Annotated in this window: 18 protein-coding genes; 11 read left to right on the top strand and 7 right to left on the bottom strand. The window is 68.8% G+C overall.

Going from position 1 to position 18,957, the window contains the following annotated elements; translation table 11 throughout:
* Positions 1–741, top strand: a 741-nt coding sequence (locus ACH5AO_RS18735; protein WP_398925921.1) for a VWA domain-containing protein, incomplete at its 5' end; no start/stop codon positions are given.
* A gap of 99 nt (positions 742–840) precedes the next feature.
* Entirely contained in the window at positions 841–2,457 is a 1,617-nt protein-coding gene (metG, locus tag ACH5AO_RS18730; protein ID WP_398925919.1) for a methionine--tRNA ligase, read from the top strand.
* Positions 2,458–2,522: 65 nt separating this feature from the next.
* Here metG and ACH5AO_RS18725 read toward each other — a convergent pair whose 3' ends face one another.
* Together ACH5AO_RS18725 and ACH5AO_RS18720 are read right to left on the bottom strand one after the other, a co-directional pair.
* Positions 2,523–2,732, bottom strand: coding sequence for a DUF397 domain-containing protein (locus ACH5AO_RS18725; protein ID WP_398925917.1), 210 nt, complete (start codon positions 2,730–2,732; stop codon positions 2,523–2,525).
* Positions 2,729–3,610, bottom strand: a complete 882-nt coding sequence (locus tag ACH5AO_RS18720) for a helix-turn-helix domain-containing protein (RefSeq protein WP_398925915.1) — start codon at positions 3,608–3,610, stop codon at positions 2,729–2,731. Before ACH5AO_RS18720 ends, ACH5AO_RS18725 begins: the two co-directional genes overlap by 4 nt.
* 563 nt (positions 3,611–4,173) lie before the next feature.
* On the opposite strand from ACH5AO_RS18720, the gene ACH5AO_RS18715 reads away from it, so the two are divergent.
* Both ACH5AO_RS18715 and ACH5AO_RS18710 read left to right on the top strand, forming a co-directional pair.
* Positions 4,174–5,079, top strand: a complete 906-nt coding sequence (locus ACH5AO_RS18715) for a helix-turn-helix domain-containing protein (RefSeq protein ID WP_398925913.1) — start codon at positions 4,174–4,176, stop codon at positions 5,077–5,079.
* Between the two features lie 188 nt (positions 5,080–5,267).
* Entirely contained in the window at positions 5,268–6,152 is an 885-nt protein-coding gene (locus ACH5AO_RS18710; RefSeq protein ID WP_398925911.1) for a hypothetical protein, read from the top strand.
* Positions 6,153–6,316: 164 nt separating this feature from the next.
* On the opposite strand, the gene ACH5AO_RS18705 is transcribed toward ACH5AO_RS18710, so the two are convergent.
* Positions 6,317–7,660, bottom strand: coding sequence for a polysaccharide lyase family 1 protein (locus tag ACH5AO_RS18705; RefSeq protein WP_398925909.1), 1,344 nt, complete (start codon positions 7,658–7,660; stop codon positions 6,317–6,319).
* A 329-nt stretch (positions 7,661–7,989) separates the two neighbouring features.
* Here ACH5AO_RS18705 and ACH5AO_RS18700 point away from each other — a divergent pair, with 329 nt between their 5' ends.
* The gene (locus tag ACH5AO_RS18700) at positions 7,990–8,355 is read left to right on the top strand and encodes a PH domain-containing protein (protein ID WP_030856872.1); all 366 of its coding nucleotides are present in this window, start codon (positions 7,990–7,992) and stop codon (positions 8,353–8,355) included.
* Between the two features lie 65 nt (positions 8,356–8,420).
* Positions 8,421–9,314 (top strand): hypothetical protein, encoded by an 894-nt coding sequence (locus ACH5AO_RS18695; protein ID WP_398925907.1) that lies wholly within the window; start codon positions 8,421–8,423, stop codon positions 9,312–9,314.
* Between the two features lie 66 nt (positions 9,315–9,380).
* On the opposite strand, the gene aspS is transcribed toward ACH5AO_RS18695, so the two are convergent.
* From aspS to ACH5AO_RS18675, 4 genes are all read right to left on the bottom strand, one after another.
* Positions 9,381–11,144, bottom strand: coding sequence for an aspartate--tRNA ligase (gene aspS / locus ACH5AO_RS18690; RefSeq protein WP_398925905.1), 1,764 nt, complete (start codon positions 11,142–11,144; stop codon positions 9,381–9,383).
* Positions 11,145–11,312: 168 nt separating this feature from the next.
* Positions 11,313–11,945: a hypothetical protein gene (locus tag ACH5AO_RS18685; protein ID WP_398925903.1), complete on the bottom strand. Its 633-nt coding sequence runs from the start codon at positions 11,943–11,945 to the stop codon at positions 11,313–11,315.
* Positions 11,946–12,082: 137 nt separating this feature from the next.
* Positions 12,083–13,063, bottom strand: coding sequence for a pirin family protein (locus ACH5AO_RS18680; RefSeq protein ID WP_398925901.1), 981 nt, complete (start codon positions 13,061–13,063; stop codon positions 12,083–12,085).
* Positions 13,064–13,202: 139 nt separating this feature from the next.
* A complete protein-coding gene (locus ACH5AO_RS18675; protein WP_030856883.1) occupies positions 13,203–13,667 on the bottom strand; it encodes an SseB family protein in 465 nt (154 codons plus the stop codon).
* Between the two features lie 173 nt (positions 13,668–13,840).
* Between ACH5AO_RS18675 and ACH5AO_RS18670 the strand changes: the two genes are divergently transcribed.
* The 5 genes from ACH5AO_RS18670 (at position 13,841) to ACH5AO_RS18650 (ending at position 18,813) form a co-directional block, all read left to right on the top strand.
* Entirely contained in the window at positions 13,841–15,667 is a 1,827-nt protein-coding gene (locus ACH5AO_RS18670) for an acyl-CoA dehydrogenase (protein WP_398926323.1), read from the top strand.
* Between the two features lie 139 nt (positions 15,668–15,806).
* A complete protein-coding gene (locus ACH5AO_RS18665; protein WP_398925899.1) occupies positions 15,807–17,105 on the top strand; it encodes a M18 family aminopeptidase in 1,299 nt (432 codons plus the stop codon).
* Between the two features lie 81 nt (positions 17,106–17,186).
* Positions 17,187–17,438, top strand: coding sequence for a DUF6458 family protein (locus tag ACH5AO_RS18660; RefSeq protein WP_398925897.1), 252 nt, complete (start codon positions 17,187–17,189; stop codon positions 17,436–17,438).
* A 96-nt stretch (positions 17,439–17,534) separates the two neighbouring features.
* Positions 17,535–17,876: a hypothetical protein gene (locus tag ACH5AO_RS18655; RefSeq protein ID WP_398925895.1), complete on the top strand. Its 342-nt coding sequence runs from the start codon at positions 17,535–17,537 to the stop codon at positions 17,874–17,876.
* A gap of 184 nt (positions 17,877–18,060) precedes the next feature.
* Positions 18,061–18,813 carry a hypothetical protein gene (locus ACH5AO_RS18650; RefSeq protein ID WP_398925893.1) on the top strand — a complete coding sequence of 251 codons (753 nt, stop codon included), beginning with the start codon at positions 18,061–18,063 and terminating at the stop codon, positions 18,811–18,813.
* Positions 18,814–18,957 lie beyond the last annotated feature (144 nt).

Genomic DNA, 18,957 nt, shown 5'->3' with positions numbered 1-18,957 from the left:
AGCAGCACGGGCGGTGCGGGTGGGAACGAAACCCCGGCCGAAGGCGAAGCCGAGGCCGAACCGGAGCCGGAACCGGAGCCCAAGGCCGAGGCAGAGGCCGAACACCCCCCCGTCCCCCCCACCCTCCTCACCGCCCACAAGGCAGCCGCCGCAGCCCTCACGCACCACAACCTCACCGGCACCCGCGCCAAGGTCTACCTCGTCCTCGACCGCTCCGCGAGCATGCGCCCGTACTACAAGGACGGCTCCGCCCAGGCCCTCGCCGAGCAGACCCTCGCCCTCGCCGCCCACCTCGACACCGAGGCCACCCTCCACGTCACGTTCTTCTCCACCGAACTGGACGGCACCGGCGAGCTGACCCTCACCGACCACGAGAACAAGATCGACGAGCTGCACGCCGGCCTCGGCCGCATGGGCCGTACCAGCTACCACGCGGCCGTCGAGGCCGTCCTCGCCCAGCACGCGAACGAACCGGCCGGCACCCCCGCCCTGGTCGTCTTCCAGACGGACGGCGCACCGGACGCCAAGACCCCCGCCACCCAGGCCCTCACCGACGCGGCGAAGAACCACCCCTCCGTGTTCTTCTCCTTCGTCGCCTTCGGTGAGCACGACAACAAGGCCTTCGACTACCTCCGCAAGCTGAAGACGGAGAACACCTCCTTCTTCCACGCGGGCCCCACCCCCCTCGAGCTCACCGACAAGGAGCTCTACGAGGGCGTCCTGGCGGCCTGGCGCCCGTAGCCGCGCCCCCTCACCCTCGCCCGGGGGGCGGACGGACATCCCGTCCGCCCCCCGAAACGCAGGTGAGCCGATCTCTCCGGGGCCAGTAGGATTTCGACCATGGCGGCCACTGGATCCGAGAAGCAGGGGGCGAAGGCGTACTACGTCTCGACCCCCATCTACTACGTCAACGACGCTCCTCACCTGGGCCACGCCTATACGACCGTCGCAGGCGACGTGCTCACCCGCTGGCACCGCCAGCGCGGTGAGAAGGTGTGGTACCTCACCGGCACGGACGAGCACGGTCAGAAGATCATGCGCACGGCCGAGGCGAACGGGGTCACCCCGCAGGCCTGGGCCGACAAGCTCGTCACGGAGGCCTGGAAGCCCCTGTGGGAGCACCTCGACATCGCGAACGACGACTTCATCCGCACCACGCAGAAGCGGCACACCGACCGCGTCCAGGAGTTCGTGCAGGACCTGTACGACAAGGGCGAGATCTACAAGGGCGGCTACGAGGGCCCGTACTGCGTGGGCTGCGAGGAGTACAAGCTCCCCGGCGAGCTGCTCGACGGCGAGGGCGAGTACGCGGGCCAGAAGCTGTGCCCGATCCACAAGAAGCCGGTGGAGATCCTCAGCGAGGAGAACTACTTCTTCAAGCTCAGCGAGTACGGCGACAAGCTCCTCGCCCACTACGAGGCCAACCCGGGCTTCATCCAGCCCGAGTCCGCGCGCAACGAGGTCGTGAACTTCGTCCGCCAGGGCCTGCAGGACCTCTCCATCTCCCGCTCGACGTTCGACTGGGGCATCCCGATCCCCTGGGACGAGAAGCACGTCATCTACGTGTGGGTCGACGCGCTGCTGAACTACGCCACGGCGGTCGGCTACAACGAGAACCCGGAGAAGTTCGAGGCCACCTTCCCCGCCGACGTGCACCTGGTCGGCAAGGACATCCTCCGCTTCCACGCGATCATCTGGCCGGCCATGCTGATGGCGCAGGGCCTCCCCCTCCCCGGGAAGGTCGCCGCGAACGGCTGGCTGATGGTCGGCGGCGAGAAGATGAGCAAGTCCAACCTGACCGGCATCAAGCCGCAGGACCTGACCTCGCACTTCGGCGTGGACGCGTACCGCTGGTACTTCCTGCGGGCGATCGCCTTCGGCCAGGACGGCAGCTTCTCCTGGGAGGACTTCTCCGCCCGCTACACCAGCGAGCTGGCGAACGACTACGGCAACCTCGCCTCCCGCGTCGCCGCGATGGTCGGCAAGTACTTCGGCGGCGAACTGCCGGCGTCGACGGCCGACGGCGACGCCGAGCAGGCGATCCACGACGGCCTGGCGAAGGCCGTCACGGAGGCGGACCGGAAGATCGGCGAGGAGCTGGACTTCCAGGGCGGCATCCTGGCGGTGTTCGACTTCGTGAAGCAGGTCAACGGCTACATCACGGAGCAGGAGCCCTGGAAGGTCGCGAAGGACGACTCCCCCGAGGGCAAGGCGCGCCTCGCAACGATCCTTTACACGGCCGCGGAGTCCCTGCGCGCGGTGGCGGTCCTCCTCAACCCGATCATGCCGGAGACCTCGCAGAAGCTCTGGGACTCCCTCGGCGCGGAGGCCGGCCTCGGCGCCCTGGCGGACCAGAAGGTCCAGGAGTCCGGCACCTGGGGCCTGCTCCCCGCCGGCTCCACGGTCACCAAGGGCGCGGTCCTCTTCCCGCGCCTCGAGGAGAAGCCGACCGCGTAGGACGCATCACGTACGCACAGAGGCCCGGAAACAGTATGTTTCCGGGCCTCCGCGCAGCCGAAGGTTCAGCTTCCCGACGCGTGCGCGACGAAGTCGGCCCACGCCTGGCGGGTGAGCGCGAGCCGAGGGCCTTCCACGTCCTTGGAGTCACGGACGTGCACCGCGCCAGGCACGATCGCGACCTCAACGCACTCGTTGCTGTTGCTGCTGTCGCTGTAGCTGCTCTTGAACCACCGCAGCTCCGACCCGTCCTCGGCAGACGTCTCGCGGATCATGTCTCTCCCAGCGCTTGCTCGATGAAGGCCAGCGACTCCCCTGGTGAGAGAGCCTGGGCTCGGATGATGCCACACCGCAGTTCCATGATCCGAAGATGCTTCAACTCCGTGAGGGGACGGCTGCCGAAGTCTCCCTCGGCCCGGCCGACCGCCGTTCCGTCGGCGAACTTGAGCACCTGGATCTCGCCTCCCATACCGGCGTGGACCGCACGGTCGATCGGCATCACCTGGATCTCGACATTCCGCATCTGACCGAGTTCCAGAAGATGCTCCAACTGGTGGCGCAACACCATTCTGCCGCCGAGTGGCCGCCTGAGCGTCGCCTCTTCCTGGACAAAGCACAGCTCTGGAGAGGGATCCCGCTCGAAGATCGCCTTGCGGGCCATGCGCGCGGCGACCAACCGCTCCACCTGATCCTGTGAGTACGCCGGGCGCCGCATCTCGAACAGTGCGCGCATGTAGCCCTCTGTCTGCAACAGGCCGTGAAGATTGTGAGTGCCGTACGCGGTCAGCTCAACCGCCTGTGACTCCACGCGGGCCATGTCCCGAATCTTCTTCGGGTACCGGACCTTCCTCACGTCCTCCCACGCCGCCGCGATGAGCCCGCCCGCGCCCAGCACCTCGTCGGCCTTGCGCAGATACTCCTGCCGGGGGATCCGTTTGCCGCCCTCGATCTTGTAGACGAGGTCGTCCCCGTACTTGACCGCCGCCGCGAAGTCGACGACCCGCATGCCCATCGCTTCCCGCCGCAACTTCAACTGGCGCCCCACGGTGGTGAGAACGGCCACGCCCCACTCGTCCTCCGGGTCCACCTCCCACCCCGGCTCGTCCTCCTCGGCCTCGGCCCGGAGCCGTACCGCCTCACCGTCCACCGACATAACCGCACCCCTCTGTCGTACCGCCGTGCCGCAACGCCCGTACTCACAGGCCGGTTTCCGACGGTCCGGGCAGCGGCCGACAAGCACCGACAGTCACTCTGAGTATCGGCGCTGTCACTCTTCACGGTAATCATGTCCGGCCACTCCCGGTCCCGCGAACAGCGAAAAGTCCCCCCAACTTCGTTAACCCGCCACTCACTTCAGCGCACTCTCGGACCGATCCCACAACACCGTACGGACGAAAATCGAGCCACCACCATCCTGACCAGCGGAAACGACACCGGCACCGGAACCCGATCACGTGTGTTCCGGTGCCGCCGGACGTCTTTCCCAAGAACCACGAGAGAGAAAGAAACCGCACCAAGCCCCACCCCTCCCGCCCACGGCGCACACTCACTCGCGTGGGTGAACATCGCCAACTGGAGTGGAAATGACACAGGTTGTCTGCCCTACGCTCAGCTCAACGCAGCACGGCACACAGCCCCAGACACGTAAACGGCCCCCGCCGGGAACGCCAATCCCACTGCGAGGGCCTGACCACCAAGGAAGAAAGAGGCTTCCCGATGGATGCCCAAAACACTAGCGTGCGCCCGCACGCCCAGTCCCGTAACAGCGGGAAAAACCACCCTCGTCGGCGCTCCCACGCGAAGGGCCACCCCGGCGGAGTCATCCACGACAACACCCGCCACACCGAACGCTTCACGGTGATCGGCAACCACCTCACCCAGCACCCGGACCTCTCCCTGCTGGCGATCGGACTGGCCTGCCACATCCAGTCCCTCCCCACCGGCACGCCCGTCGGCATCAAGACCCTCGCCGCCCGCTTCCCCGAGGGCCCGACCCGGATCGCCGCCGCCCTGAACGAGCTGGAGACCCACGGCTACCTGCGCCGCATCCGCGAACGCACCCCGACCGGCCGCCTCGTCACCCGCACCGTCTCCTGCAACCAGCCCGGCCGACGCGACGCCACCTCCGAAGCGAGCGAGAAGCCCAAACCCCCGGCCCGCCGCGCGGCCACCGCCCAGCAGCAGGAACCCCCACGCCGCCGCGCCCTCCCCGCCGTACCGAAGCCCGCGTACACCTCCCCCGACCTCCTCCGGACGGCCACCGACGTCCTCGCCGGCCTCCGCCGCGAGGACCCCCGCCTGCTGCTCTCCGCCACCGACGCCGAACACCTCGCCCCCGGCGTCGTCGCCTGGCTGGAGCGCGACCTGACCCCCACCGCCGTACGCAAGGCCCTGGCCGCCGGCCTGCCCCTGGAACCCCTGGCCCGGCCCGCCGCCTTCCTGGCCCACCGCCTGACGGCCAAGCTGCCGCCCCTCCCGCCCTACCGCGCCCCCGAACCACCCGCGCCCGTCCGGCACCCCCTCCGCAACTGCGACACCTGCGACCACGCCTACCGAGGCCCCGACCCCCACCACTGCCAGGGCTGCCTCACACTCCGGCAACCGTCACCCACGACCACCTGACAAGCCAGCCAGACTCCGGCACCCGCCGGACACCGACTCACAGCCACTTTCACTCCTCCGGGTGAATATCACCCCATATGCCCACGCCAGGCCGAATCGCACTCATACGCTCCCCACAAAACACGCAAGGGCATGTGCCAGAGGCAATGCCGTTGCCTCCCTTGTCACTTCGCTTCCCAGGAATCCGTATGGTCAGCTCGCCCCACGAGGCGATGCACCGCATCTTCCAGCAGTACCCGGACCTCTTCTCCGGAGTCTCCGAGGTGCTCGGCATCGACTTCCCCACGCCCGCCTCGGTCACCGTCCTGCCCAATGACCTCACCGAGACCAGCCCCGTCGAACGCCGCGTGGACACCCTCCTGCGGCTGGACCCGGAGGACGGCGAACCGCTACTCCTCGCGGTCGAGGCCCAGAGCGGGAAGAACCCCGACAAGCCCGCCAGCTGGGTGTACTACGCCTCCTACATGCTCAACAAGTACCGGCTCCAGCCGCTGCTGCTGGTCGTCTGCCAGGACCGCGCCACGGCGGAATGGGCCGCGCGCGAGGTCAGCTTCGGCCCCCGCCAGTGGCCCCTGCTGACGCTGCGGCCGCTGGTCGCGGGACCGCACAACATGCCGGTGATCACCGACCCGGCCGAAGCCCGCAAGGACCTCGCCCTCGCCACGCTGTCGGCGATCACCCACGCCGCGCATCCGGACGCCGGGGCCATACTCAAATCAATGACGACCGTTCTGCGGGACACGCCGCAGAGCATCGCCGACCCGATCATCGAACTCATCGCACAAGGCCTGGGCAAGCACCCGGCCGCGCACCTGTGGAGGAAACTGGTGGCCGTGGACCTCTCCTTCTACAAGTCGTTCATCTCCGAGGAAATCCGCGACGAGGGCCGGGCCCAGGGCGCGGTACGACGCGCCGCCGAGGACGTCCTGGACATCCTGGAAGTGCGCGGCATCGACATCCCCGACGCGGTCCGGGAACGCGTCACCGACTGCGACGACCCCGAGATCCTGCGCCAGTGGCACCGGCGTGCCGTCACGGCCCCGACGGCCGCGGAGATCTTCGAGGACGAGTAGTCACGGCTGCCGGGGACGCGCGCCCTCGGACTGCCCGGCGGACGCCGTGCGGGGCCCGGGAACACGTCCCGGACCCCGCACGGTCCGTGGCGCGGCGGACCGCGCGATATGGGTGCGCGAGGGCCGGGGGCTCGTGGTCTCCCGGCCCTCGCGCGTCTGGAGTGCTACTTGAGCACGCCCGCCCCCGTCGTCGTCGCCAGCGACGTCGGCAGGTCGCTCGCCGAGGCCTCCAGGCCCGCCGTGAGGGCCGGGGTCCAGTTGACCGTGGTCTTCAGGTCCTTGGACGAAGCGGCGTTGTAGGCGGCGACGAGGTCGCTCACCGTGCCGTTGACGAGGTTGCCGGAGCCCTTGACCGAGCCGGTGCCGTCACCGCTGAGGAGCTTGGCGGCCTTCGCGCCGGACGGCAGCTTCCAGTAGTTGTTCTCCGCGACGACCTGGGCCTTGGCGCGGGAGTTGATGCTGTACTGCGGCGCGTACCCGTTGAGGGGCGTGACGTCGTAGTAGTTGTTGTAGATGTGGATCTGGCCGATGCGGGCCAACGGGGCGCGCTGCATGATGCCCTTCCACACGTTGTGGTGGAGGGAGACGCGCAGCTTGCCGACGCTGTCGGTGTCGCTGCTGCCGATCAGCATCGTCTTGTCGTGGTTGGTGAACTGGTTGCGCGAGACGGTCACCAGGTCGGAACCCTTGGTGATGTCGAGGGCGCCGTCGTGGATCTGGTACTCGCGGCCGAAGTACTTCGGATTGGCGCTGTCGAAGTGCGGCGCGTCGGTGAACGTGTTGTGGTCCGCCCACACGTGGGTCGCACCGCGCAGGGACACCGAGTCGTAGTTGGAGTTCCAGTTGCCGTCGTCGCCGTCGGTCGGGTCCCACTGCGGGAAGCAGTCCTCGGTGGCGGCGAAGGTCAGGTTGCGGACGATGACGTTGTCCACGTTCTGGATCTGGAGCATGGCCCCGGTGAGGCCCGCGTTCGTGCCGGGCACGCCCACGATCGTCGTGTTGGCGGGGACCTTGAGGACGATGTTCTTGCCCTGCTTGGCCTGGGCGGCGGCGCGCGCTTTCTCCTGGGTGCCGGAGGGCAGCTTGGAGCGGCCGTAGGTGGCCGGGGCGTAGGCCTTGAGGTAGGCCGACAGCGAGTAGCCGGTGCCGGAGGCGTAGTCGGCGCAGGTCAGCTTCTTGCCGCTGTCGTCGGTGTTGGCGTCGATCATGCCGTTGACCTTGATGATGCGGGGCGTGGTGTCGGACACCGAGCCCAGTGCCTTCACGAGCTGCGCGCGGGTGGAGACGGTGAAGGTGTGGGCGGCGTCGGCCTTCGTGCCGCCGGTGGTGCCCGTACCGGAGGACGCCCAGCCGTCCTTCGCGGCGAGCGTCTGGTGGTACAGGTCCACGGTCCCGGCGTTGGCGTTCATCACGAAGACACCGGCGCCGGCACCCGCGGCCACGACGGCAGCGCAGACGACGGCGGCACGACGGGAACGGAGGGACCGGCGGTGGGAACGAGCAGCCACGAGGCTTCCTTACGGGGGAGGAGCGGGGTTACGTCCTGTCAGTGACCGCCGCCCGGCGAAGGGTTGCCGCGTGCGGGGATTTTTTCTTCCCCGCCCCTCCCTCGTCATCGGGTCCTGGGCGTTGCCGTCGCGCGGGAGGACGATGGTCCCGCCGATGCCGGGCGCGATCCTCCCCTCACGTATCGAAGGGAAGCCGACCGCGTAACGCGCTCGCTACAGCAGCGTCCCAGGCGGGAGGGAAGCCTTCTCTCAGGCTCTTCTGTTTGCGAAGATCACGTGAAGACGGTCGAGATCCGGCCATCATCACTCACATGGGGGGACTTCGTTCCATGGCGCTCTTCGGCAACGCACACACCGTCGACCCGGCCCAGGCACAGCAGGACTACGCCCGTCTGCTGGGCCACGGCGAGCAGGTGCACGCCGCGTTCCTGCTGATCCGCGACACCATACTCTTCACCGACCGCCGCCTGATCATGGTCGACAAGCAGGGCATCACCGGCAAGAAGGTGGAGTACCACTCCGTTCCGTACCGCAGCATCACCCACTTCGCGGTGGAGACCGCCGGCACCTTCGACCTCGACGCCGAACTGAAGATCTGGATCTCCGGTTCCCCGACCCCCCTCCAGAAGACCTTCACCAAGGGCGTCGACATCTACGAGGTCCAGGCCATCCTCACCCAGTTCGTGGCCCGCTGACCCGATCAGGTGAATGCCTCACATATGCCCAACGCATAGACCATGAGCGCACCAGGCTTGCGCTCATGGTCACAGCAACACACGAGGCCTCCCACCAGCTCTTCCAGAAGCACCCGGAGGCCCTCACACCCGTCTTCGAGGCACTGGGCCTGCCGCCGCCCGTGAAGACGGACTTCCACGAACTCTCCCCGGACGTCACCGAGATCCGTCCGATGGAACGCCGCGCGGACACGGTCCTGATGTTCGAACCCGACATGGGTGAGCACTTCGTCCTGGCCGTGGAGGCCCAGACGAAGAAGGACCCGGAGAAGGCGAAGAACTGGGCGTACTACGTCGCGTACCTGCGCGCGAAGTACGACCTGCCGGTCCTCCTGGTCGCGGTCTGCCGAGACCGCTCCACGGCGGCCTGGGCGATGGGCCCCTTCGAGTGCACTGTGGGCCCCTGGACGACCCAGGTCACCCGCCCCTTCGTCCTGGGACCGCAGACCGTCCCGGAGTTCACCGACGAGACGGTGGTGGCCCAGCAGCCCGCCCTGGCGGCACTCTCAGCCATCGTTCACAGCCAGAGCCGGAGGGCGGCGACCATACTGGAAACGGTCGCCCGTGGGCTCGCGTCCTTCGATCGGGACACCACAAAGTACTGGTTCGAGGTGGTAGAGGTAGGTCTGGAGTCCACTCCGGCCAGGAAGAACTGGAGAGAACTGATGCAGAAAACCCCCGTCACCTACTTCCCGGGGCACGGAACGCTCTTCGAGGAGAAGTACCTGGAGGGCAAGGCCGAAGGCGAAGCCAAGGGGATCCTGCGCGTGCTGGAGGTACGGGGCCTCCCCCTCTCCGACGACGTCCGTCAGCGCATCAGCACCTGCACCGACCTCGACCGCCTCAACGACTGGCTCGACCGCTCCGGCACGGTGGAGCGCGCGGAGGACCTGTTCAGCCAGGAGGGGCCGGCGGCCTGAGAACCCCGTTCAAGCAGGAAGGGCCCGGAACCGAGGTCGGTTCCGGGCCCTTCACCACGAGCGGGGTTACTTCGGCTGCGGCTTGCGCACCGTCAGGTGCAGCTCCTTCAGCCGGGCCTCCTCCAGCTCCGTCGGCGCGCCCATCATCAGGTCCTGGGCGTTGCCGTTGAGCGGGAAGGCGATGGTCTCGCGGATGTTGGGCTCGTCGGCCAGCAGCATGACGATACGGTCCACGCCGGGCGCGATGCCACCGTGCGGCGGGGCGCCGAAGCGGAACGCGCGGAGCATGCCCGCGAACTTCTCCTCGACCGTCTCGCGGTCGTAACCCGCGATCTCGAACGCCTTGAGCATGATCTCCGGCTCGTGGTTCCGGATCGCGCCCGAGGACAGCTCGACACCGTTGCAGACGATGTCGTACTGCCAGCCGAGGATGGACAGCGGGTCCTGGGTCTCCAGGGCCTCCAGGCCGCCCTGCGGCATCGAGAACGGGTTGTGCGAGAAGTCGATCGCGCCGGTCTCCTCGTCCTTCTCGTACATCGGGAAGTCGACGATCCAGCAGAAGCGGAAGACGTTCTCCTCGAAGTGACCGGCGCGCTTGGCGGCCTCGACCCGCACCGCGCCCATGATCTTCGAGACCTCGTCGAACTCGCCCGCGCCGAAGAACACCGCGTGGCCGGGGGCCAGCGCGAGGCGCTTGGTCAGCTCGGCGACGTTCTCCTCCGTGAGGAACTTCGCGATCGGGCCGGTCAGCGAGCCGTCCTCGCCGACGCGCACCCACGCCAGGCCCTTCGCGCCCTGGGAGACCGCGTAGTCGCCGAGCTGGTCGAAGAACTTGCGCGGCTGACCGGAGACGTCCGGCACCGGCAGAGCGCGTACGTGCTTGCCGGCGAAGGCCTTGAACTCCGAGCCCTCGAAGACGTCGGTGATGTCGACGAGCTCCAGCTTGGCGCGCAGGTCCGGCTTGTCGGAGCCGTACTTCAGCATCGCCTCGCGGAACGGGATGCGCGGGAACGGCGACGTCACGTGACGGCCGTTGCCGAACTCCTCGAACAGCTCGGTCATCAGCTTCTCGATCGGCTGGAAGACGTCCTCCTGCTCGACGAAGCTCATCTCCACGTCGAGCTGGTAGAACTCGCCCGGCGAGCGGTCCGCGCGGGCGTCCTCGTCACGGAAGCAGGGCGCGATCTGGAAGTAGCGGTCGAAGCCGGAGATCATCAGCAGCTGCTTGAACTGCTGCGGCGCCTGCGGCAGCGCGTAGAACTTGCCCGGGTTCAGGCGCGAGGGGACGACGAAGTCACGGGCGCCCTCCGGGGAGGTGGCGCTCAGGATCGGCGTCGCCATCTCGTTGAAGCCCAGCGCCGTCATCTTCTGGCGGATCGCCGAGATGACCGACGTGCGCAGCAGGATGTTGCGGTGCATGCGCTCGCGGCGCAGGTCCAGGAAGCGGTACTCCAGGCGCCGCTCCTCGTTGACGCCGTCCTCGGCGTTGATCGTGAAGGGGAGCGGGGCGGCGGCGCCCAGCACCTCGACCGCGGAGACCTCGACCTCGACCTCACCGGTCGGCAGCTCGGGGTTGACGTTCTCCGTACCGCGCGAGACGACCTTGCCGTCGACGCGGACCACGGTCTCCTTGGAGAGCTTGTCCAGCGCGTCGTACGCCTCGGTGCCCGGGCGGGCCACGAGCTGCGTGATGCCGTAGTGATCGCGCAGATCGATGAAGAGGATGCCGCCCAGGTCGCGCCGATTGTGCAGCCAGCCACTCAGCCGGACGTCGGTGCCGACGTCAGAGGCGCGGAGCTCGCCGCAGGTGTGGGACCTGTACCGATGCATCGTCGTTCATCCAGCCTTCGCGGATCGGGGTCGTTGTTTCACGTGAAACTCCCCCAAGCCTACCGGTCGGCCCAAGATCGCCTCTCCGTCATTACCGGTCGGACGCGGCCGAGCCCGCCCCGGGCCCGTACCGCCCGCCCGTCTCCCCGTACGGTTCCCCCGCCCGCCTCATCGGGCGAAGGGATTGCCCTGCCCGGGGAGCCGCCCGCCCGGCGGCACGTACCGCACCCGTCCGCCCGGCTCGGTCACCGGTGTCAGCCCGGCCGCCCGCAGCAGGGCGATCTGCTTCTCCCGGTAGCGCCGGTTGACGGTGATCCCCACGGGCACGAGGGCCATCAGCGCGGCCCAGACGGCGCCGACGACGACAAGCCCGGTGGTGTGCGCGCCGACCTTGAGGGCGACGGCCAGGGCCAGCACGGTGAGGACGCCGACCGACAGCGCCACCCTCTGCTTGTCGGTGTACTGAGTGGCGAGGTCGTAGCCGATGCGGGCCTTGAGCAGCTCGACCTCCTCGGGCGTGGGGCGCGGCAGCTCACCGCCGTCGGCGGCCCTCGGGTACCGCGCCCGGTTCCGCGCGGCCCGCTCACGGGCCGCGGGGCCGGGGTCGGGCACGAGCAGCAGCGTGAGCCCCTTGCCCTGGGCCCCGCCCCCCTGCCGTATGTCCGCGTACTCGTATCCGAACTGCTGGGCGAAGGAGGCGATCCGTGCGAGCTTCTTCATGGAGCCCATGGGGCTGACGACCCGAACGGGCTCCCCGCTCTCCATCTGCCGCAGCATCTTCCGTACCCGGCGCTCACCCATCGGTTCCCTGCCTCCTTCCGGACCCCGGCGGCCGTCCGGCCGCGGACGGACATTGTCGCGTCCGTCCGCGGCCGTGATCACTGCCGGAGCCTGGCAGTCTTCGGGAACCGTCGTTGCCGAGGGGCGCCGGCGGCCGGTCAGGCCTCCTGCGGGCCCTTCTCCGTCATGCCGTGCACGGCGGGAATGGTCCCGAGCCGGCCCTTCTGGAAGTCCTCGAAGGCCTGCTGGAGCTCGTCGCGGGTGTTCATCACGAACGGGCCGTAGTGGGCCATCGGCTCACGGATCGGCTGTCCGCCGAGGAGGACGACCTCCAGGTCCGGGGTGTGGGAGTCCTGCCGCTCGTCCGCGCGGACGGTCAGCGAGGAGCCGGCGCCGAAGACCGCCGTCTGCCCGAGGTGGACCGGACGGCGTTCCGCGCCGACCGACCCGCGTCCGGCCATGACGTACGCCAGACCGTTGAAGTCCTCCCGCCAGGGCAGGGTGACCTCGGCGCCCGGCGCGAGCGTCGCGTGGATCATCGTGATCGGCGTGTGCGTGATGCCGGGGCCCTCGTGGCCGTCCAGCTCACCGGCGATGACGCGCAGCAGCGCGCCGCCGTCGGGGGAGGTGAGGAGCTGGACGCTGCCGCCGCGGATGTCCTGGTAGCGCGGCGCCATCATCTTGTCCTTGGCGGGGAGGTTCACCCAGAGCTGGAGCCCGTGGAAGAGCCCGCCGGACATGACGAGCTGCTCCGGCGGCGCCTCGATGTGCAGCAGGCCGCTGCCGGCCGTCATCCACTGGGTGTCGCCGTTGGTGATGGTGCCGCCACCGCCGTGGCTGTCCTGGTGGTCGAAGATCCCGTCGATGATGTAGGTGACGGTCTCGAAGCCGCGGTGCGGGTGCCAGGGGGTGCCCTTCGGCTCCCCGGGCGCGTACTCCACCTCGCCCATCTGGTCCATCATGATGAACGGGTCGAGATGGCGGTAGTTGATCCCGGCGAACGCCCGGCGCACCGGGAAGCCCTCGCCCTCGAAACCGCTCGGCGCGGTCGTGACGGTGAGCACGGGGCGTGCCACGGCGTCGGCGGGCGCGGTCACGCGGGGCAGCGTCAACGGGTTCTCGACGGTCACTGCAGGCATGTCGGTACCTCCTCGGGTACACCCATTTTAGTTGAGCGTTGAACTTCCTGCCACCCCGAACGACGAAAGCCCGGAGGACATTCCCTCCGGGCCCGGTGTTCAGGAGTGACAGGGGTCGGCCGTCCGCGCGGCGGCGGCCTCAGCCGTACATGCGGCGCATCGCGAACTCGACCATCTGCTCCACGGCCTTCGCGTCGAACACCATCCGGTGCTCGCCCTCCATGTCGAGCACGAAGCCGTACCCCGTGGGCAGCAGGTCGATCACCTCGGCGCCGGTGATCACGAAGTACTTGGACTCCTTGCCCGCGTACCGCCGCAGCTCCTTCAGCGAGGTGAACATCGGGATCACCGGCTGCTGGGTGTTGTGCAGGGCGAGGAATCCGGGGTTGTCGCCGCGCGGGCAGTAGACCTTGGAGGTGGCGAAGACCTGCTGGAAGTCCTCGGCCGCCATCTGCCCGGTGGTGAACGCGCGCACCGCGTCGGCGAGCGAGGGCGCGGACGGCTCCGGATACAGCGGCGCCTGCTGCCCGTACCCGCCCTGCATCTGCTGCTGCGGCGGGACGTAACCCTGCTGCGCCCCCGCGCTCTGGTCGTAGCCGTACATGCCGCACAGACTACTGATCCGGCGGGAGGGCTGGGTCACAGATGTCCGGATCGGGGTTGCTTCTTATTACCGGCGGGTAGCATCATCGTAGCTACCTGCCGGTACGTGAACGTACGTGAATCAGTCGCGAGGAGTCAGTGCCTCGCCGATACCTCTCCAACGGAGCCGTCGCCATGGGGCACTACAAGTCGAATCTCCGCGACATCGAGTTCAACCTCTTCGAAGTACTCGGGCGCGACAAGCTGTACGGCACGGGTCCGTTCGAGGAGATGGACGTCGACACCGCGAAGAGCATCCTGGAGGAGCTCACCCGCCTCGCGGAGAACGAGCTGGCGGAGTCCTTCACCGACGCCGACCGCAACCCGCCGGTCTTCGACCCCGAGACCAGCACCGCGCCGGTCCCGGCGTCCTTCAAGAAGAGCTACCAGGCCTTCATGGACTCCGAGTACTGGCGCCTGGGCCTGCCCGAGGAGATCGGCGGCACCACCGCCCCCCGCTCCCTCATCTGGGCCTACGCCGAACTGATCCTGGGCGCCAACCCGGCCGTGTGGATGTACTCCTCGGGCCCCGCCTTCGCCGGCATCCTCTTCGAGGAGGGCAACGAGGTCCAGAAGCACATCGCGAAGATCGCCACCGAGAGGCAGTGGGGCTCCACGATGGTGCTCACCGAGCCGGACGCCGGCTCGGACGTGGGCGCCGGCCGCACCAAGGCGGTCCAGCAGGAGGACGGCTCCTGGCACATCGAGGGCGTGAAGCGGTTCATCACCTCCGGTGAGCACGACATGTCGGAGAACATCCTCCACTACGTGCTGGCCCGCCCCGAGGGCGCCGGACCCGGCACCAAGGGCCTGTCCCTCTTCCTCGTCCCGAAGTACGAGTTCGACTTCGAGACCGGCGAGCTCGGCGAGCGCAACGGCGTCTACGCCACCAACGTCGAGCACAAGATGGGCCTGAAGGCCTCCAACACCTGCGAGATGACCTTCGGCGACCGCCACCCCGCCAAGGGCTGGCTGATCGGCGACAAGCACGACGGCATCCGCCAGATGTTCCGCATCATCGAGTTCGCCCGCATGATGGTCGGCACGAAGGCGATCTCCACGCTGTCGACGGGCTACCTCAACGCGCTGGAGTACGCCAAGGAGCGCGTCCAGGGCCCCGACCTGGCCGACTTCATGGACAAGTCGGCCCCCAAGGTCACCATCACCCACCACCCGGACGTCCGCCGCTCCCTCATGACGCAGAAGGCGTACGCGGAGGGCATGCGCGCCCTCGTCATGTACACCGCCTCCGTCCAGGACGCCATCCAGGTCAAGGAGGCGACCGGCGAGGACGCCTCCACCGAGCACGCGCTGAACGACCTGCTCCTGCCCATCGTCAAGGGGTACGGCTCCGAGAAGGCCTACGAGCAGCTCGCCCAGTCGCTGCAGACCTTCGGCGGCTCCGGCTTCCTCCAGGAGTACCCGATCGAGCAGTACATCCGGGACTCCAAGATCGACACCCTGTACGAGGGCACCACCGCGATCCAGGGCCAGGACTTCTTCTTCCGGAAGATCGTCCGCAACCAGGGCGCGGCGCTGAACTCGCTGGCCGAGGACATCAAGAAGTTCCTGGCGCTCGGCGAGGGCGGCGAGGAGCTCGGCGCGGCCCGCGAGCACCTGGCCAGGGCGGCCGTCGAGCTGGAGGCCATCGTCGGCCTGATGCTCACCGACCTCGCGGCCACCGAGCAGGACGTCAGGAACATCTACAAGGTGGGGCTCAACACCACCCGCCTGCTGATGGCCTCCGGTGACGTGATCGTCGGCTACCTGCTGCTGCGCGGCGCCGCGGTCGCCGCCGAGAAGCTCCCGACCGCCTCCGCCAAGGACGTCGCCTTCTACACCGGCAAGATCGCGGCGGCGAAGTTCTTCGCGGCCGACGTCCTGCCCGGCGTCACCCTGGCCCGCAAGGTCGCCGAGGGCGTCGAACTGGACCTGATGGACCTGGACGAGGCGGCGTTCTAGCCACTTCCTGGACCTCCCCGGACCTCCCGGGACCCTCCCGGACCTCCCCGGACAGACCCCACGAGATCCAGCCGGACCCCGCCCGAGGGCCCGCTCCCGCACCGGGAAGCGGGCCCTCCCGCTCGTTAAGGTGAACCCCATGAGCGAACCCCCCCGCTTCGACCGCGGCCACACCGACGACCTGATGTCCTTCCTGGCGGCGAGCCCCACGCCGTACCACGCCGTGGCGAACGCCGCCGAGCGGCTGGAGAAGGCGGGTTTCCGGCAGGTCGCGGAGACGGACGCCTGGGACGGGGCGTCGGGCGGCAAGTACGTGCTGCGCGGCGGCGCGATCATCGCCTGGTACGTCCCCGAGGGCGCGGACGCGCACACCCCCTTCCGGATCGTCGGCGCCCACACCGACTCCCCCAACCTGCGCGTCAAGCCCCGGCCCGACAGCGGGGCGCACGGCTGGCGCCAGGTCGCCGTGGAGATCTACGGCGGGCCGCTGCTCAACTCCTGGCTCGACCGCGACCTGGGCCTGGCCGGCCGGCTCTCCCTGCGCGACGGCTCCACCCGCCTGGTCGACGTCGACCGTCCCCTGCTGCGGGTCCCCCAGCTCGCCGTCCACCTGGACCGCTCGGTCAACACCGACGGCCTCAAGCTCGACAAGCAGCGGCACATGCAGCCGGTGTGGGGCATGGGCGACGACGTGCGCGACGGCGACCTGATCGCCTTCCTGGCGGAGACCGCCGGGATCCCGTCCGGCGAGGTCACCGGCTGGGACCTGATGGTGCACTCCGTCGAGCCGCCCGCCTACCTGGGCCGCGACCGCGAACTGGTGGCCGGTCCGCGCATGGACAACCTGCTCTCCGTGCACGCCGCCACGGCCGCGCTCGCCGCCGTGGCGGGCCGGGGCTCCGCCCTCTCCCACATCCCCGTCCTCGCCGCCTTCGACCACGAGGAGAACGGCTCCCAGTCCGACACCGGCGCGGACGGCCCGCTGCTCGGCGGCGTCCTGGAGCGTTCGGTGTTCGCGCGCGGAGGCTCGTACGAGGACCGGGCGCGCGCCTTCGCCGGCAGCGTCTGCCTCTCCTCCGACACCGGCCACGCCGTCCACCCCAACTACGCGGAGCGGCACGACCCGACGCACCACCCGCGCGTCGACGGCGGCCCCCTCCTCAAGGTGAACGTCAACAACCGCTACGCCACGGACGGTTCCGGACGGGCGGTCTTCACGGCGGCCTGCGAGAAGGCGGGCATCCCCTTCCAGTCCTTCGTCTCCAACAACGCGATGCCGTGCGGCACCACCATCGGCCCGATCACCGCCGCCCGGCACGGCATCCGGACCGTCGACATCGGCGTGGCCATCCTGTCGATGCACAGCGCCCGCGAGCTGTGCGGCGCCAAGGACCCGTTCCTGCTGGCGAACGCCCTCGTCGCGTTCCTCGACGGTTAGTCAACTGCCGTACGGCGCATGGGTGGCGCCCGCCCGGGTACCCGGTTCGCACCGGAAACACCGGACAGGGAGGCGGCACTCATGGGCCTCGGCGGATGCATCATCCTCATCGCCGCGGGAGCAATCCTCACGTTCGCGACCGACTGGGACATGCAGGGTGTCAACCTTGACCTGGTCGGCGTCATTTTCATGATCGTCGGTCTGATCGGCGTCGCGACCTTCAGCAGCATCGCCCGGCGCAGGCGGGTCGTGGTACCCCCCGCCACACCGGTCGTCGACGACACCACCCACCCGCGCACCCGCGACGGGTACAGCGACGGCTACGGGGTGTAGGGCCACCGCGGCCCGCACCCCGGGCCGTTCGACCCAGGAAGGTTTTCAAGAGAACACCCAGCCATCTCGGCAAATAACTCAGTAATGTACTGAGTTATGGACTTCACCGTTATCGCGCACGCTGTAGAGGTAGATGACGGCATCAAGCGGCTCTCGATGCGCTTCATCAAGAAGTACGCGGCGCCGGACCGGCAGCGGCTGAGCGCCGAGCTCTGCGAGGAGATCGCGAAGGAGCTCGACAAGCTCGGGCTCATCACGCTGCCCCGGCGGCTGCCTACGTCCGAGAACGCGTCCGTATTCGTGATCGAGAAGGACAGCGCCCTCGGTCAGACCGTGGCCGTCGCGTCAGCCCTCGCCACCCTCGACAGGCTCGGCCAGAACCCGCTCCCCTGGCTTTTCGACAACTACTCCGAAGTGCGCACCCAATTGATCCCCTGACATCTGGACTGGATCATTTCTGACCATACGAATCCAAGTTCGATCAGGTTTCGAAATCGGCTTGGTGAAGCCCCCTCGGATCAGTAGTTTTATCGGCGCGCGAAGCGAGGCGCCTGCAACGCGCGAGCACCGCCGTTGCAGCGGAGGCTCCCCGACATCCTTTGCCATGCAATGGAGTTGAGCCTTGAACGCTTCCGAGAAGCACTCCGTCACCCCCGCCGCCGGCGGCGGGACGGATCACATACCCCATACATTCACGAAAGCGAATAACCCGCCCCGAAGCGTCTATGTCGTCGCCCTGTCCGGCGGCCCGGACATGGCCGTCGCCGGTTTGCTCCAGATGTCGTACGAGGCTCTGGAGTCGAAGGACCCGGTCAGTACGTGGGACGAGTTCCGCGAGGAGCTGTACGCGGACCCCGCGCTGAACGTCAGACGTGGTGACACGCTCCGCGCGAGGAAGCTCGCGGCCGGACAGGGCAGGCCGCGCCTCACATCGATCCAGCGCGGTCCGAGCCGGGCCGAGCAGTGGGGTTATCGGCATGTCCTGCGGCGCGGGCTGAAGGTCATCGCCCGGTTGCCCGGGACCACGGTCGGCACCGCCCTCGGAGCCGGGATGAGCACCGCCGCGACGACCGCGGCCCTCCTCGAAGGGCTGTCGTCCCGCCACCGCGAGGACGGCTCGGCCGCCCTGGTGCTCATCCGCGCCCACACGAGCGTCACCCACTGGTACGAGCTCACCCCCCGCCCGGCCCCGACAGCCCCGGACCTGCTCCAGGGCCCGCCGTACGCCCTGGCCGCCGCGGACGGCCTGCTGGAGGCCGCCGAGTTCGTCGCGTACTGCGCGTACCAGCACCACGCCCGGTCCCACAACCGCCGGTTCCTGTGGGAGTGGTTTCCCGAGCTGCTCCCGGGCGCCCTGCGCCCCCTCCGGATCTGACGCCCGCCGCGTTCGACGAGCGTCACCGGCCGGGCATCGGGCCGACGCCGGAGGAGACTCCGGCCGTCGTCCCCGGCTGCCCGGCACCGGAATTTCCTCCAGGCGGTGGGCCTGTGCGGTCCACCCCTGTCACTTCCCGTCCCC

Origin of the sequence: Streptomyces sp. NPDC018964 (assembly GCF_044390325.1) — a bacterium.
Lineage (GTDB): Bacteria > Actinomycetota > Actinomycetes > Streptomycetales > Streptomycetaceae > Streptomyces.
Note: the sequence above shows the minus strand (reverse complement) of the source record. Positions and strands in the feature narration are given on the sequence as shown.

Excerpts from the sequence above, each read along its gene's own strand:
- metG (WP_398925919.1), top strand. The coding sequence starts at position 841 with ATGGCGGCCACTGGATCCGAGAAGCAGGGGGCGAAGGCGTACTACGTC.
- ACH5AO_RS18725 (WP_398925917.1), bottom strand. The coding sequence starts at position 2,732 with ATGATCCGCGAGACGTCTGCCGAGGACGGGTCGGAGCTGCGGTGGTTC.
- ACH5AO_RS18720 (WP_398925915.1), bottom strand. The coding sequence starts at position 3,610 with ATGTCGGTGGACGGTGAGGCGGTACGGCTCCGGGCCGAGGCCGAGGAG.
- ACH5AO_RS18715 (WP_398925913.1), top strand. The coding sequence starts at position 4,174 with ATGGATGCCCAAAACACTAGCGTGCGCCCGCACGCCCAGTCCCGTAAC.
- ACH5AO_RS18710 (WP_398925911.1), top strand. The coding sequence starts at position 5,268 with ATGGTCAGCTCGCCCCACGAGGCGATGCACCGCATCTTCCAGCAGTAC.
- ACH5AO_RS18700 (WP_030856872.1), top strand. The coding sequence starts at position 7,990 with ATGGCGCTCTTCGGCAACGCACACACCGTCGACCCGGCCCAGGCACAG.
- ACH5AO_RS18695 (WP_398925907.1), top strand. The coding sequence starts at position 8,421 with ATGGTCACAGCAACACACGAGGCCTCCCACCAGCTCTTCCAGAAGCAC.
- aspS (WP_398925905.1), bottom strand. The coding sequence starts at position 11,144 with ATGCATCGGTACAGGTCCCACACCTGCGGCGAGCTCCGCGCCTCTGAC.
- ACH5AO_RS18685 (WP_398925903.1), bottom strand. The coding sequence starts at position 11,945 with ATGGGTGAGCGCCGGGTACGGAAGATGCTGCGGCAGATGGAGAGCGGG.
- ACH5AO_RS18680 (WP_398925901.1), bottom strand. The coding sequence starts at position 13,063 with ATGCCTGCAGTGACCGTCGAGAACCCGTTGACGCTGCCCCGCGTGACC.
- ACH5AO_RS18675 (WP_030856883.1), bottom strand. The coding sequence starts at position 13,667 with ATGTACGGCTACGACCAGAGCGCGGGGGCGCAGCAGGGTTACGTCCCG.
- ACH5AO_RS18670 (WP_398926323.1), top strand. The coding sequence starts at position 13,841 with ATGGGGCACTACAAGTCGAATCTCCGCGACATCGAGTTCAACCTCTTC.
- ACH5AO_RS18665 (WP_398925899.1), top strand. The coding sequence starts at position 15,807 with ATGAGCGAACCCCCCCGCTTCGACCGCGGCCACACCGACGACCTGATG.
- ACH5AO_RS18660 (WP_398925897.1), top strand. The coding sequence starts at position 17,187 with ATGGGCCTCGGCGGATGCATCATCCTCATCGCCGCGGGAGCAATCCTC.
- ACH5AO_RS18655 (WP_398925895.1), top strand. The coding sequence starts at position 17,535 with ATGGACTTCACCGTTATCGCGCACGCTGTAGAGGTAGATGACGGCATC.